Source organism: Lentzea roselyniae (assembly GCF_039537795.1).
In the GTDB taxonomy this organism is placed as follows: Bacteria; Actinomycetota; Actinomycetes; order Mycobacteriales; family Pseudonocardiaceae; genus Lentzea; species Lentzea atacamensis.
In genome coordinates this window covers 31,546-43,879 of the sequence record NZ_BAABBE010000028.1, presented here as the reverse complement: position 1 = coordinate 43,879, position 12,334 = coordinate 31,546, and the positions used below count along the sequence as shown (strand labels likewise).

Sequence of the window (12,334 nt, the reverse complement as noted above, 5' to 3'; positions counted from 1 at the left end):
GAACCCTGCGGAGCGCCACGGCGTAGGGAGAGACATGCTGACGATCGACGGTATTCCGCTTCACCCGTTGTTCGTGCACGCGGTGGTCGTGCTGCTGCCCCTCGCGGCGGTCTGCTCGATCGCGATCGCGCTGGTCCCGGGCTGGCGGCGCAAGTACGCGTGGCCGGTTCTCGGGGTCACCCTCGCCGGTGTCGCGGCGGTCCCGATGGCCAAACAGGCCGGTGAGGACCTGCAGGCGGCCCTGGAGCGCAACGGCGTGCAGAACCCCGCCATCCAGACCCATGCCGACCTCGGCACGACGCTGCTTCCCATCGCTCTCGGCTTCGGCGTCGCGGTGATCGCGCTGCTCGTGGCCGGGCGGCTCGCCGACCGGGAGCGGCAGGCGGAGGCACCCACCACGAAGACGTGGCGGGTGATCTCAGTCGTCGTGTCGGTGCTGGTCGTGCTGCTGGCGGTCGGTACCACCGTGCAGACGATCCGCGCCGGTCACAGCGGGTCGACGGCCGTGTGGAGCGGCGTCGGGAGCTGAAGGGGCGCCGTTGCCGACTGCTTGAGCGTCCGCGTGACCGTGCAGAGTTGTTCCACGGCGCGCCGGACGAGGGTTTCGAGCGCCTCGGGATCGTCCACGGCGGACAGGTCGTACGAGAGCGTCACAGGGATGGAGATCACCTCGTTGCCGCTCTCGGACTGCACCGCGTCCGCGGTCGCCGTCAGCTGGTCGCCGCCGGTGCGGCGCAGGATCAGGGTTTCCGACGTCACCATCGCGCAGCCCGCCGCGGCCGCCACCAGCAGCTCGACCGGGCTGAACGAGCCCTCCTGGCCCTTGCGGCCGATCCGGACGGACGCGCCACGCCCGTTCGTGGCCATGAACTCGTGCTCTCCGACTCTCTCCAGCTCGATCATGTGCTCTCCCCCACCTCGTACCGGCCGCCCTGCACGACCAGCTCACACGGCCCGCCGAACACGGATCGGGCCTCCTCCAGCACGTCCTCGCGCGACGTCCACGGCGGCACGTGCGTGATCAGCAGCCGTCCGGCGCCCGCCCGCGCGGCCAGTTCGCCCGCTTCACGCCCGGACAGGTGCAGGTCCGGCTGCCGGTCGGGGGCGTGGGTCCAGCTCGCCTCGCTCAGGAGCACGTCGACGCCGGAGGCCAGCGTGTTCAGCGCGTCGCACGGGCCGCTGTCGCCGGTGTAGGCCAGCGACACCCCGCCGTACGAGATCCGGAACCCGTAAGCCTCGCAAGGGTGCGCCACCACAGCCGAGTCCACAGTGAACGGTCCGATCCGGACTGGAGAACCGAGGCCGTGGAAGCTGAAGACGTCCGAGAGGTCCAGCGACGAACGTTCAGCCGCGTCGGGCGCGTAGGCCGCGGCGAAGCGCGTGGGAGCCTCGGAAGGCGCGTAGACCGGCAGCACCGAGGCAGGCGGTTGCGGGTGGTACTTCCGCGCCACGTACAGCGAGGACACGTCGATGCAGTGGTCGGGGTGCAGGTGCGACAGCACCAGCGCGTCCATCGAGAACAGCGGCCGCTCCTCCTGGAACCGCGACAGCACCCCGTTGCCGAACTCGAGCACCAGCGTGAACCCGTCGGCCTCGAGCAGGTAGCCCGACGCCGCCGCGCCGGGTCCGGGAATGCTGCCGGAGCAGCCGAGCACGGTCAGCAGCACGTCAGCCCCATTGTTCGAAGGTAGGCAGGAACCGGGCCGCGAGCTTCGCGAACCGCTCGGGTGGACCAGTGCACGTCACCCGGTGGACGGGTGGGTCGGAGGCGAACTCGTCGCGCTCGGTCAGCAGCCGCACGACGTCCTTCACCGTCTCCTCGGCGCTCGACACCAGTGTCACGGCCTCGCCCATGACGATCTGGATCACGCCGGTCAGCAACGGGTAGTGCGTGCAGCCCAGCACGACGGTGTCGACCTCGGCGCGCTGCAACGGTTCCAGGTACGCCTGCGCCAGCCCGAGCACCTGCCGCCCGGACGTGATGCCGCGCTCGACGAAGTCGACGAACCGGGGGCACGCCGCTGCCGTCACCGTCACGTCCCGCGCCGCCTGGAACGCGTCCTGGTAGGCGTGCGAGTTGATCGTGCCGACCGTGGCGATCACGCCGATCCGGCCGTTGTGAGTGGTCGTCACCGCGCGCCGCACCGCGGGCAGGATCACCTCGACCACCGGCACGTCGTAGCGCTCACGCGCGTCGCGGAAGCAGGCGGCGGACGCGGTGTTGCACGCGATCACGAGCATCTTCGAGCCCTCGTCGACCAGCCGGTCGCAGATCTCCAGGGCGTGCTTGCGCGCCTGCGCGATCGGGAGCGGCCCGTACGGACCGTTCGCCGTGTCGCCGATGTAGTGGATCGACTCGCCGGGCAGCTGGTCCATGATCGCTCGGGCGACCGTGAGGCCGCCGACGCCCGAGTCCATGATCCCGATCGTCACGCGGTGAATGTAGCCGGTGCGCTCCTGCGGCGGTTGTCACGAGACACACCCCACGCGGCGAGAACGCCGCCGATTGCGCCGAACAGGTGGCCTTCCCACGACACCCCTGGCTGACCGGGCAGCACGCCCCACAACGCGGCGCCGTACAGGGCGAACACGCCGACCGCGATCACCAGCTGCAGCCACGACCGCGCGAAGAGCCCGCGCACCAGCAGGAACGCCAGGAACCCGAACACCAGCCCGGACGCGCCGATGTGGCTGCCGGGGCTGCCGAACACCCACACGCCGAGCGCCGACGACAGCCAGATGACCGCGGTGATCTGGAAGAACTGCTTGAGCCCACCGGAGGTCGCGAGGAACCCGAGCAGCAGCAACGGAACCGCGTTGCCGGTGAGGTGGCTCCAGTCACCGTGGATCAGCGGCATCCACAGGAGGTTGTCCCACTCGCCGAAGTCGCGCGGCCGCACGCCGTCGCCCTCCAGCGAGCCGCCGGTCGCCATGTCGAACGCCTCGACGACGTAGAGGAAGCCGACGAACCCGGCCACGACGAACAGCGACAGCACGGGGTGCGGCGGGATGACCCGTTTCGCTAGGGCGGTGCGGTCCACGTTTCCAGAGTACGTGCCCATAAGCTGATCAGGTGTCGATCGAAGTAGCGGTGCGCGCATCGGCCCAGCTCGGCGAGGGGCCGACATGGGACCACAGCAGTTCCACCCTGCTGTGGGTGGACATCCTGGCCTCCGAGGTCCACCGCTACGCCCCGGCGCGGGACGACGACGCCGTGCTCGTGGTGCCCCAGCACGTGGGCGCCGCCAAGCCGCGGGCCCAGGGCGGCATCGTCTGCAACCTCCGCGACGGCATCGCGTTGATCGACCGCGACGGCACCAAGTCGTGGCTCGTCTACTGGGCGCGCGACGGCGTGCGCGGCAACGACGCGGGCATCGACCCGTCGGGTCGTCTGTGGGCCGGCACGATGCGCTACGACCAGGCCTCCGACGAGGGCTGGCTCGCCAGGATCACCGGCGAGGGCGCCGCGAAGGTCATGGTGGACAAGGTGAACACCAGCAACGGCGTCGGCTGGAGCCCCGACGGCACGCTGATGTACTACATCGACACCCCGACCCGCCGGATCGACGTGTTCGACTTCGACAACGCCTCCGGCACCGTCGCGAACCGCCGTCCGCTGACGCACGTCGGCAACACCGACGGCTGGCCGGACGGGCTGTGCGTCGACGCCGACGGGTGCGTGTGGGTCGCGCTGTGGGGCGGGCACGCAGTGCGCCGCTACACGCCTGCCGGTGAGCTGGACCGGGAGATCGAACTGCCGGTCGACCAGCCGACGGCGTGCTGCTTCGGCGGCGAGGACTTCACCGACCTCTACGTCACGTCGGCGCGGGTCGGCCTGTCGGATCAGACGTTGATGGACCGGCAGCTCAACGGCTCGGTGCTGGTGCTGCCGGGCGTCGGTGCCGGGGTGCCTGGAACGGCCTTCGCAGGCTGACGCAGGCGTCCCCTGAGCTGGGAACCCCTGCGTCACAACGCACTCAGCGGGTCTGACGGTTTCGGGCTCTGCCGGCGGGCCCTGCCAGCGCCAGCCGGTCTGCGGCTCACGGCCGGGCAGGCTGGTGCGGTTGGTGGCCCAGAGCAGGCCGGTCCAGGGATCCACGTCGAGGTCGCCGTGGGGGAACATCCTCGCGAGCACGCGAGCACAGACGTCGCGTGGCGGGTCGAGCCGAAGACCGAGGCCGCGGGCGATGTCCTCGCCGTGCACCAGTGCTTCGACGCAGCCCATGCCGGCGAAGTGCGCGGGGCCGGCCATGCCGGTGGGGTGGTAGGCACGCACGGACGGCGCCGTTGTCCGCACCACCGAGGCGAGGATCCTGCCACCGGTCACCGCGAACTCCAGCACTTCGGCCGGGCTCGCCTCCTTGTCCGCAACAGCGAGGAAGCGCACGTAGCGGGCATCAGGCCGGGCGACGAGTTGCGCTGCATAGGACAACAGGCAGTCGCCGACGTGTTCGGCGGTCTGCCGGCAGTTCCACTCTCCTGTGCCGGGGAGGGTCACCCAGTCCCGGCCGGTCGCGGGACCGAGTGTGCCGGCCAGGCAGGAGACAGCCGCGTCAAGATCGTCAGCGGTGACCGTCACCGCCGCAGGATAGCGGGCAAGGGCGGACGCGTTGGACACGTCCGCCCTGCTCAGGCCCAGAGGTGGCCGTCGAGCTTGGCGGCCGCTTCGTCCAGCGTGCCGGCGTAGGCACCGGTGGACAGGTACTTCCACCCCGCGTCCGCGACGATGAACACGATGTCGGCGCTCTTCCCGGCGACCTCGGCCTTCTGCGCGACAGCCAATGCGGCGTGCAGGATGGCCCCCGTCGAGATGCCGGCGAAGATGCCCTCGGTCTCCAGCAGCTGGCGGGTGCGGCGCAACGCGTCGTAGGAACCGACCGAGTACCGCCCGGTCAGCACCGACTCGTCGTACAGCTCCGGCACGAAGCCCTCGTCGAGGTTCCGCAACCCGTAGACGAGCTCGCCGTACCGCGGCTCGGCGGCGATGACCTGCACGTCCGGCTTGGCCTCCCGCAGGTACCTGCCGACACCGACCAGCGTGCCGGTGGTGCCCAGCCCGGCGACGAAGTGCGTGATCGTCGGCAGGTCGGCCAGGATCTCCGGGCCGGTGCCGCGGAAGTGCGCCTCCGCGTTCGCCGGGTTCCCGTACTGGTAGAGCATGATCCAGTCCGGGTTCTGCTTGGCGAGCTCCTTGGCCGTCGCCACAGCCTGGTTCGACCCGCCGGCGGCCGGGGAGAACACGATGCGCGCGCCGTAGGCCTGCAGCAGCTGGCGACGCTCGGTCGAGGTGTTCTCCGGCATCACGCACACCAGGCCGTAGCCCTTGAGCTTCGCGGCCATGGCGAGCGAGATGCCGGTGTTGCCGGAGGTCGGCTCCAGGATCGTGGCGCCGGGACGCAGCACGCCGTCCCGCTCCGCCGCCTCGATCATGGCCAGCGCGGGCCGGTCCTTGATCGAGCCGGTCGGGTTGCGGTCCTCGAGCTTCGCCCAGATGCGCACGTTCTCCGACGGCGACAGCCGCGGCAGCCCCACCAGCGGTGTCCCGCCGAGCGCGTCCAGGAGCGAGTCGTAGCGGGCCATGGCGGAGATCAGCCGCCCGCGACGGCCGGGAGGATGGTGACGTTGTCGCCGTCCTTCACCTGGGCCTCGAGGCCACCGGCGAAGCGCACGTCCTCGTCGTTGACGTAGACGTTGACGAAGCGGTGCAGCGCGCCTTCCTTGACCAGGCGGGCCTTGAGGCCGCCGTGGTTGTTCTCCAGGTCGTCGATGACCTCGGCGAGCGTCGCGCCGTTGGCGGAAACCGACTTCTCGCCCCCGGTGTGGGTGCGCAGGATGGTCGGGATCGACACGGTGACGGCCATGATGGTTCTACCTCCGGGGAAACGTAACTCAGGACTCGATGATCTTGACCGGTTCCTCGGTCACGACACCGTCGACGATGCGGTACGACCGCAGCTCGTACTCGATCGGATCACGCGTGGAGATCAGCACGTAGTGTGCCTGAGGCTCGTTCGCGAACTTGATGTCCGTGCGAGACGGATAGGCCTCTGTCGCGGTGTGCGAGTGGTAGATGACCACCGCTTCCTCGTCGTTGGCCTGCATCTCGCGGTACACCTTGAGCTGCTCAGCTGCGTCGAACCGGTAGAACGTGGGCGAGCGCTCCGCGTTCTCCATCTCGATGAGGCGCTCAGGGCGATCAGAGCCCTCGGGCCCCGCGATCTGCCCGCACGCCTCGTCGGGATGATCGCGACGCGCGTGGGCCACCATCGCGTCCACCAGGTCACGGCGAATCACCAGCACGTTGTCAATCCTACGGGCTGGCGGGACTTGTCTCGGTATGCGAGATAACCGCGGCACGCTGCTTGTTTTAGTACTGGCTAATATTAGCCACAGCTACTACAGTCGCTGTCGTGCACGCGTTCGACGTCCTCGGAGACCCGGTGCGCAGGCGGATCCTGGAGCTCCTCGCCGGTGGCGAGCGGGCGGCGGGCGACGTCGGCGCAGCGGTGCAGGCCGAGTTCGGGATCACCCAGTCCGCGGTCTCGCAGCACCTGAAAGTGCTGCGTTCGAACGGGTTCGTCCAGGTCAGACCCGAGGGCAACCGCCGGGTCTACGCCGTGGCGCCCGACCCGCTGCGGGAGATCGACGCGTGGCTCGACCACTTCCGGCGGTTCTGGGAACCGCACCTCGACGCGCTCGCGACCGAACTGGCCCGCGGCAAGCGTGAGCGCAGGCTCCAGGAGGAGGCAGACCATGACCGACCGCAGCTATGAGGGCGAGAAGCTCGTCATCCGGCGGCACTACAAGGCCGAGCGTGAGGACGTCTGGGAGGCGATCACCGATCCCGCACGCCTGGTGCGCTGGTTCCTGCCCATCTCGGGAGACCTGCGCGTCGGCGGCCGGTACCAGCTGGAGGGCAACGCGGGTGGTGAGATCGTCCGCTGCGACAGGCCCAGCGAGATCGGCCTCACCTGGGAGATCGGCGAGATGAGCACCGACGTGCTCGTGCGGCTCGACCCGGACGGCGACTCCACGATCCTCACGCTGACCCACTCCCCCATGCCCGGCGAGTTCGTCCCCGGTACCGGCGCCGGGTGGGAGCTGGGACTCGTGGCGCTGGAGAAGTACCTCGCAGGAGACCTGCCGGACGGCCGCGCGGTCGACTGGATCGCGGCATCGGCGCAGGAGGACCTGGCGGCGGCGCACGAGCTGGCGGAGCAGATCGCCGGAGAATGGGTGAAGGTGGTCCGATGAGGTTCACCAGCGAGATCGTGCTGAACAAGCCGATCGAACGGGTGCGGGTGCTCACCTCCGACCCCGCCCACGTGCACCAGTGGCAGCCGGATCTGCTCAGCATCACCCAGCACAGCGAGACGCCCGGCGCGGCCGGGTCGACGGCGACGCTGACGTACCGCAAGTTCACGCTCGAAGAGACGGTGCTGGCCGCGACCGCCGACGAACGGACCTCGCGCTACGAAACGCGCGGCATGGTGCACACCATCACCAACCGGTACACCAGGATCGACGATCAGCGCACGAAGCTGGTGAGCGACAACGAGTTCCAGCTCTCCGGCCTGCTGAAGCTCGGCCGGAGGGTGCTGGAGAAGTCGTTGCGCGAGCAGGCCGAGCGCAACCTCGGCAACTTCAAGGCGTTCATCGACAACGCAGCGCCCTGACCAGGCACCACGTGGCGGCGGCGAGCCCGCAGAGCCGCAGCACACCACCGCGGCGTTGCTCCTCGGAGAGAGTGGGCCATTCGGCCAGCTCCACCGCCGTTGCCGCCGCGGTGGCGCCGATGGCCACGCGCAGCAACGCCGTGTTGCGGCCGTGCAGCGGATGACGACGGACGGGTGGCGGTACGAGCTCGGCGACGACACCGGCAGCCTGGTCAATCACATCGGTCATACCCGACGGCTACCCACTCAGAGGTCGCTGAACGCCTTTACCTCGTTCAGCGACGTGGCTTCGCGGGCACCGGACACCACGGCCTCCGCGAACATCTCCGCTGCCGCCGCGCAGAGAGCGTCCAATGCGAACGGACGCGGCTCGGCCAGCGGCACGGCACCCGTGGCCAGCGCGAACACCGTGTCACCGTCGAACATGGAGTGGGCGGGCCGCACCGCGCGCGCCAGACCGTCCTGCGCGGCCATCGCCAGCCGCTGACACTCCGCTTTGGACAGTGCCGCGTCCACCGCGACCACGCCGATCGTGGTGTTGAGGCCCTCGGGTTTGCGCTCGGGCAACGCGACAGCGCTGGTGCCGAGCGACGGCAGCCACGGCAGGCCCGTCGCGCGGTCCACGACCTCGCCGGCCGCGTTCACCACGGCCAGGGCACCGATCCGATGCGCACCGACCGTCGTCGACGCCGACCCGATGCCGCCCTTCAACGACCCGACCCGGGCACCGGCACCCGCACCGACGCAGCCGAGCGCGAACTCCTCGGCAGCCGCCTCGCAAGCCGCATAGCCGAACGATGAATCCGGTCTGTTGCCCCACGACGACATCGGCAGGTCGAAGATCACCGCACCCGGCACGATCGGCACCACGTGGTGCGGCTGCGGGCCGACGGGAAAGCCGATCGACCGTTCCGCCAGCCAGCGCATCACACCGTCCGCGGCCGCCAGCCCGTACGCCGAACCGCCGGAAAGGCAGACGGCGTGCACCTGTTGCACGAGGTTCGCAGGGTCCAGCAGGTCCGTCTCGCGGGTTCCCGGCGCACCGCCGCGACCGTCGACCGCGCCGACCGCACCGGCGGGCACCAGTACGACGGTGGTGCCGGTGGCCCAGCCGGCTTCGATCCGGTGGTGGTGCCCGACGAGGACGCCGGGGATCACGGCATCATCGCGTCGACCAGGGTGTCCTGCACCCAGGTCAGCCAGTGGTAGACGCCGAGGTGAGGCGATCTGGGGTCCTCCGGCGGCAGCTCGTCCGGCATGTCCTCGGTGACGTCCAGCGCGGTGCCCAGTGCGAGGCGCACGTCGTTCAGCGACGCGAGCCACGCTTCGGCCTCACCGATGGAGAGCCGGATCTCGCCGCCGTCGGGCGAGCAGGTCTGCAGCACGATCTCGGCCGCACCCGTCTTGTGGTCCAGAAGCTCCGGCTCGTGCAACGACCGCAGCGCCGCCGCCGAGTTGACCTCGTCCGGGTCCGGTGCGTCGTCGTCCAACCGATGAAAATCAGGCAGAAGCCTGCCCAGGATCGGATCATCCGGCGCTTCCGACGGGCCTGTTCTGATGCCGGTCAGCTCGGCGAGCTCGTCCTGCGGCGTCTCCTCGGCGCGAGCGAGCAGCATGTCCTGGATCTGGCTGACCAGACCGCGGACGACCGCCGCTTCCTGGCGGTCGAGCCTGCCGATGACGACGTCACCGTCGCGGATCCACCGCTTCACGAGGCCCGCTGCATGGTCGCCCAGAGCCCCGCCGCGTGGAGCTTCGCCACGTCGGCCTCCACCTTGTCCTTCGTGCCCGATGTCACGATCGCCTTGCCCTTGTGGTGCACGTCGAGCATCAGCTTGGTCGCTTTGTCCCTGCTGAAGCCGAACAGCTTCTGGAAGACGTACGTCACGTACGACATGAGGTTGACCGGGTCGTTCCAGACCACGGTCTGCCAAGGCCTGTCCTCCGCGGCGATCTCCTCGCCGATGGCCTCTGGCTGCGTCCGTTCCTGTTCGACGGGCGTGGTCATACCGCCAATGGTGTCATGTTCGCCGCAGTGGCGGAGACCGCATGCGGCTAAACCGGATGCGACCTTAGGGTTGGCGACCATGAACTCGACGGCGTTGCTGACCGACCACTACGAGCTCACAATGCTCGCGGCCGCGCTGCGTGACGGGACCGGTGACCGTCCGTGCGTGTTCGAGGTCTTCGCCCGCAGGCTCCCGGACGGCCGCCGCTACGGCGTCGTCGCGGGGGTGAACCGTCTTTTGGACGCGATCGAGAACTTCCGCTTCGGCGAGGAGGAGATCGACCAGCTGCGCCGCAACGCCGTGGTCGACGACGCGACCTTGGACTGGCTCGCGAACTACCGGTTCTCCGGGGAGATCGACGGCTATCCGGAAGGCGAGCTGTACTTCCCCGGCTCGCCGGTGCTGACGGTGCGGGCGTCCTTCGCGGAAGGCGTCGTGCTGGAGACGCTCGCGCTCTCGATCCTCAACCACGACAGCGCCATCGCGTCCGCCGCTGCCCGCATGGTCACCGCGGCGAACGGCCGCCGCATGATCGAGATGGGCTCGCGGCGCACGCACGAGGAAGCCGCCGTGGCGTGTGCCCGCGCGGCCTACCTCGCGGGCTTCACGGCGACCTCGAACCTGGAAGCGGGCCGCCGTCACGGCATCCCGACGGCGGGCACGTGCGCGCACGCGTTCACATTGCTGCACGACAGCGAGGAAGAGGCGTTCCGCAGCCAGATCGAGGCGCTGGGCGCCGGCACCACGTTGCTGGTCGACACCTACGACATCACCGAGGGCATCAAGAGCGCCGTCGCCGTCGCCGGTCCCGACCTGGGCGCGATCCGGATCGACTCGGGCGACCTGGGCGTGCTGGCCAGGCAGGCACGTGACCAGCTCGACTCGCTGGGCGCGCGCAACACCCGGATCGTCGTGTCGGGCGACCTCGACGAGTACTCGATCGCCGCCCTGCGCGCCGAACCGGTGGACGCGTACGGCGTCGGCACGTCGGTGGTGACCGGTTCCGGCGCACCGACCGCGGGCATGGTCTACAAGCTGGTCGAGGTCGACGGCAGGCACGTCGAGAAGCGCAGCACGTCGAAGCAGTCGCGCGGCGGCTGGAAGAAGGCGTTGCGGCGGCACAAGGACACCGGCACCGCACTGGAAGAGGTCGTGTTCCAGGCGTCCGCCGAGCCCGAGCTCGGCAAGTTCGACAAGCTCGTGCAGATCCCGCTGATGCGCGCTGGACAGGTCACCCCCGAGGTCCCCACGCTGGAGCAGAGCCGCGAACGTCTGCGCGCGGCACTGGTGAGCGTGCCGTGGGAAGGCCTCAAGCTCTCGCGCGGCGAGCCCGCGATCCCGACGGTCTACCTGGAGGAGTCCCGATGACCAAGGCACTGATCGTCGTCGACGTGCAGAACGACTTCTGCGAGGGCGGTTCGCTCGCCGTCGCCGGTGGTGCGGCCGTCGCGGCGGCCATCTCGCAGCACATCGCCTCGTCGTCGTACGACCACGTCGTGGCGACGCGCGACTACCACGTGGATCCGGGCTCGCACTTCTCCGAGACCCCGGACTACGTCGACACCTGGCCCGCGCACTGCGTCGCGGGAACGCCCGGCGCGTCGTTCCACCCGGAACTGGACGTGTCGTCCGTCGAGCAGGTCTTCTCCAAGGGCCGTTTCGCCGCCGCCTACTCGGGTTTCGAGGCGGAGAACGACCTCGCGGGGTGGTTGACCGACAGGGGCGTGACCGATGTGGACGTCGTCGGCATCGCGACCGACCACTGCGTCCGCGCGACGGCGCTCGACGCCCAGCGCAACGGGTTCCGCACGACGGTGCTCGCCGGCCTCACCGCCGCCGTTGCCGAGAACACCCGCGACGCCGCTCTGACCGAGCTGCGCGCCGCGGGTGTGCTTGTCGCCTAAGGCGTGGGTGTGCAGGCCGTGGTGCCGATGGTGATGCTTCCGGTGTAACCGGACGACGGCTCGAACGTGATCTTCAGCAGCGTCATGCTGAGGCTGCCGTCGTTCGGCACCGGGAACACCGTGTCGGTGAACTTGGCCCTGGCGAGCACGGTTCCGTTGCCCGCCTTGATGTCGTGCACGTAGCCGGACGGGATCTGCTGCGGCAGCCCGGTCCAGCCGGACATCCCCTTGAGCTCCCACCCGGCACTGGTGCCGGCGTCGGTGGCCTCGCAGGTGATCTTCCACTCACCGATCTTGAGCCGCGGGCCCTTCGCGGCGACGAGCGCGGACAGCTCGAACGCCTTGCCCGTGGCCACGGACCTGGTCTTGGTGATGAACTCGTCCGGGTTCACGACCTCGGTCGTGCACGCCGAGCTGGTCTCACCGATCTTGAGCCCGCTCCTGCTCACTGCCGGGCTGGACCCGGTCACGGTGCCCGCCTGGTCCGGGTTCACGTCGCACACGGCGAGCGGTTCGACCTTGAAGGTCTGGTCCGCCTTGGCGAAGTCGGCGGAACCGGCGGACGCGGTGCCCGGCGGGTTGCTCGCGAACGCAGGGGCCGCGTTCGCCAGGGCCATGGCGATCACGGCTCCTGCGATCAAACTCTTGTGCACTGTTCGCCCTCTCCCCTTGGCTCTTGTTCTATGCACCTGATAATGGTTGTGATGCGCGGTGCAGATAACAACTCGGCACCCCATGTCACTCG

General features: G+C 69.6%; 19 protein-coding genes. 7 read left to right on the top strand and 12 right to left on the bottom strand.

Annotated elements, in window-relative coordinates:
* The first annotated feature begins 34 nt into the window (after nt 1-34).
* Nucleotides 35-529 carry a DUF2231 domain-containing protein gene (locus tag ABFX45_RS35835; protein WP_233440063.1) on the top strand — a complete coding sequence of 165 codons (495 nt, stop codon included), beginning with the start codon at nt 35-37 and terminating at the stop codon, nt 527-529.
* Here the strand turns inward: ABFX45_RS35835 and ABFX45_RS35830 are convergent.
* Genes ABFX45_RS35830 through ABFX45_RS35815 form a run of 4 tightly spaced genes read right to left on the bottom strand, consistent with a single transcriptional unit; the run spans nt 487 to nt 3,041 of the window.
* Nucleotides 487-903, bottom strand: a complete 417-nt coding sequence (locus ABFX45_RS35830) for an OsmC family protein (protein WP_109640046.1) — start codon at nt 901-903, stop codon at nt 487-489. The two genes, ABFX45_RS35835 and ABFX45_RS35830, sit on opposite strands and share 43 nt — an antisense overlap.
* The gene (locus tag ABFX45_RS35825; RefSeq protein WP_109640045.1) at nt 900-1,667 is read right to left on the bottom strand and encodes an MBL fold metallo-hydrolase; all 768 of its coding nucleotides are present in this window, start codon (nt 1,665-1,667) and stop codon (nt 900-902) included. The genes ABFX45_RS35830 and ABFX45_RS35825 overlap by 4 nt, the downstream gene beginning before the upstream one ends.
* A gap of 1 nt (nt 1,668) precedes the next feature.
* Nucleotides 1,669-2,418, bottom strand: coding sequence for a glutamate racemase (gene murI / locus ABFX45_RS35820; protein WP_109640106.1), 750 nt, complete (start codon nt 2,416-2,418; stop codon nt 1,669-1,671).
* Nucleotides 2,419-2,429: 11 nt separating this feature from the next.
* Nucleotides 2,430-3,041 carry a rhomboid family intramembrane serine protease gene (locus tag ABFX45_RS35815; RefSeq protein ID WP_233440062.1) on the bottom strand — a complete coding sequence of 204 codons (612 nt, stop codon included), beginning with the start codon at nt 3,039-3,041 and terminating at the stop codon, nt 2,430-2,432.
* A gap of 32 nt (nt 3,042-3,073) precedes the next feature.
* Between ABFX45_RS35815 and ABFX45_RS35810 the strand changes: the two genes are divergently transcribed.
* A complete protein-coding gene (locus ABFX45_RS35810; protein WP_109640043.1) occupies nt 3,074-3,934 on the top strand; it encodes an SMP-30/gluconolactonase/LRE family protein in 861 nt (286 codons plus the stop codon).
* A gap of 695 nt (nt 3,935-4,629) precedes the next feature.
* Here ABFX45_RS35810 and ABFX45_RS35805 read toward each other — a convergent pair.
* From ABFX45_RS35805 to ABFX45_RS35795, 3 genes are read right to left on the bottom strand one after another with little or no spacing between them, the layout of a single operon-like run.
* On the bottom strand, nt 4,630-5,580 hold the full coding sequence (locus ABFX45_RS35805) for a PLP-dependent cysteine synthase family protein (RefSeq protein ID WP_109640042.1): 951 nt from the start codon (nt 5,578-5,580) through the stop codon (nt 4,630-4,632).
* An 8-nt stretch (nt 5,581-5,588) separates the two neighbouring features.
* The gene (locus ABFX45_RS35800) at nt 5,589-5,861 is read right to left on the bottom strand and encodes a MoaD family protein (RefSeq protein WP_109640041.1); all 273 of its coding nucleotides are present in this window, start codon (nt 5,859-5,861) and stop codon (nt 5,589-5,591) included.
* Between the two features lie 28 nt (nt 5,862-5,889).
* Entirely contained in the window at nt 5,890-6,300 is a 411-nt protein-coding gene (locus tag ABFX45_RS35795) for a M67 family metallopeptidase (protein WP_109640040.1), read from the bottom strand.
* A 110-nt stretch (nt 6,301-6,410) separates the two neighbouring features.
* Here ABFX45_RS35795 and ABFX45_RS35790 point away from each other — a divergent pair, with 110 nt between their 5' ends.
* Genes ABFX45_RS35790 through ABFX45_RS35780 form a run of 3 tightly spaced genes read left to right on the top strand, consistent with a single transcriptional unit; the run spans nt 6,411 to nt 7,676 of the window.
* Nucleotides 6,411-6,773 (top strand): ArsR/SmtB family transcription factor, encoded by a 363-nt coding sequence (locus ABFX45_RS35790; protein ID WP_109640039.1) that lies wholly within the window; start codon nt 6,411-6,413, stop codon nt 6,771-6,773.
* Nucleotides 6,754-7,254, top strand: a complete 501-nt coding sequence (locus ABFX45_RS35785) for an SRPBCC family protein (protein WP_109640038.1) — start codon at nt 6,754-6,756, stop codon at nt 7,252-7,254. Before ABFX45_RS35790 ends, ABFX45_RS35785 begins: the two co-directional genes overlap by 20 nt.
* A complete protein-coding gene (locus ABFX45_RS35780; protein WP_170155186.1) occupies nt 7,251-7,676 on the top strand; it encodes an SRPBCC family protein in 426 nt (141 codons plus the stop codon). Before ABFX45_RS35785 ends, ABFX45_RS35780 begins: the two co-directional genes overlap by 4 nt.
* Here the strand turns inward: ABFX45_RS35780 and ABFX45_RS35775 are convergent.
* Genes ABFX45_RS35775 through clpS form a run of 4 tightly spaced genes read right to left on the bottom strand, consistent with a single transcriptional unit; the run spans nt 7,654 to nt 9,684 of the window.
* On the bottom strand, nt 7,654-7,905 hold the full coding sequence (locus ABFX45_RS35775; protein ID WP_346134937.1) for a hypothetical protein: 252 nt from the start codon (nt 7,903-7,905) through the stop codon (nt 7,654-7,656). The genes ABFX45_RS35780 and ABFX45_RS35775 overlap by 23 nt on opposite strands.
* Nucleotides 7,906-7,922: 17 nt before the next feature.
* A complete protein-coding gene (locus tag ABFX45_RS35770) occupies nt 7,923-8,834 on the bottom strand; it encodes a P1 family peptidase (RefSeq protein ID WP_346134936.1) in 912 nt (303 codons plus the stop codon).
* Nucleotides 8,831-9,388: a DUF2017 domain-containing protein gene (locus ABFX45_RS35765; protein WP_211337595.1), complete on the bottom strand. Its 558-nt coding sequence runs from the start codon at nt 9,386-9,388 to the stop codon at nt 8,831-8,833. Before ABFX45_RS35765 ends, ABFX45_RS35770 begins: the two co-directional genes overlap by 4 nt.
* Nucleotides 9,385-9,684: an ATP-dependent Clp protease adapter ClpS gene (clpS, locus tag ABFX45_RS35760; protein WP_109640034.1), complete on the bottom strand. Its 300-nt coding sequence runs from the start codon at nt 9,682-9,684 to the stop codon at nt 9,385-9,387. Before clpS ends, ABFX45_RS35765 begins: the two co-directional genes overlap by 4 nt.
* Nucleotides 9,685-9,763: 79 nt before the next feature.
* Between clpS and ABFX45_RS35755 the strand changes: the two genes are divergently transcribed.
* Both ABFX45_RS35755 and ABFX45_RS35750 read left to right on the top strand, forming a co-directional pair.
* Nucleotides 9,764-11,053 carry a nicotinate phosphoribosyltransferase gene (locus tag ABFX45_RS35755; protein ID WP_109640033.1) on the top strand — a complete coding sequence of 430 codons (1,290 nt, stop codon included), beginning with the start codon at nt 9,764-9,766 and terminating at the stop codon, nt 11,051-11,053.
* A complete protein-coding gene (locus ABFX45_RS35750; protein ID WP_109640032.1) occupies nt 11,050-11,589 on the top strand; it encodes an isochorismatase family protein in 540 nt (179 codons plus the stop codon). The genes ABFX45_RS35755 and ABFX45_RS35750 overlap by 4 nt, the downstream gene beginning before the upstream one ends.
* Here the strand turns inward: ABFX45_RS35750 and ABFX45_RS35745 are convergent.
* Nucleotides 11,586-12,215 (bottom strand): hypothetical protein, encoded by a 630-nt coding sequence (locus tag ABFX45_RS35745; RefSeq protein WP_346134933.1) that lies wholly within the window; start codon nt 12,213-12,215, stop codon nt 11,586-11,588. The two genes, ABFX45_RS35750 and ABFX45_RS35745, sit on opposite strands and share 4 nt — an antisense overlap.
* Between the last annotated feature and the right edge of the window lie 119 nt (nt 12,216-12,334).

Coding starts and splice junctions, on each gene's coding strand:
- ABFX45_RS35835 (WP_233440063.1), top strand. CDS start 35: ATGCTGACGATCGACGGTATTCCGCTTCACCCGTTGTTCGTGCACGCG.
- ABFX45_RS35830 (WP_109640046.1), bottom strand. CDS start 903: ATGATCGAGCTGGAGAGAGTCGGAGAGCACGAGTTCATGGCCACGAAC.
- murI (WP_109640106.1), bottom strand. CDS start 2,418: ATGGACTCGGGCGTCGGCGGCCTCACGGTCGCCCGAGCGATCATGGAC.
- ABFX45_RS35805 (WP_109640042.1), bottom strand. CDS start 5,580: ATGGCCCGCTACGACTCGCTCCTGGACGCGCTCGGCGGGACACCGCTG.
- ABFX45_RS35800 (WP_109640041.1), bottom strand. CDS start 5,861: ATGGCCGTCACCGTGTCGATCCCGACCATCCTGCGCACCCACACCGGG.
- ABFX45_RS35785 (WP_109640038.1), top strand. CDS start 6,754: ATGACCGACCGCAGCTATGAGGGCGAGAAGCTCGTCATCCGGCGGCAC.
- ABFX45_RS35780 (WP_170155186.1), top strand. CDS start 7,251: ATGAGGTTCACCAGCGAGATCGTGCTGAACAAGCCGATCGAACGGGTG.
- ABFX45_RS35775 (WP_346134937.1), bottom strand. CDS start 7,905: ATGACCGATGTGATTGACCAGGCTGCCGGTGTCGTCGCCGAGCTCGTA.
- clpS (WP_109640034.1), bottom strand. CDS start 9,684: ATGACCACGCCCGTCGAACAGGAACGGACGCAGCCAGAGGCCATCGGC.
- ABFX45_RS35755 (WP_109640033.1), top strand. CDS start 9,764: ATGAACTCGACGGCGTTGCTGACCGACCACTACGAGCTCACAATGCTC.
- ABFX45_RS35750 (WP_109640032.1), top strand. CDS start 11,050: ATGACCAAGGCACTGATCGTCGTCGACGTGCAGAACGACTTCTGCGAG.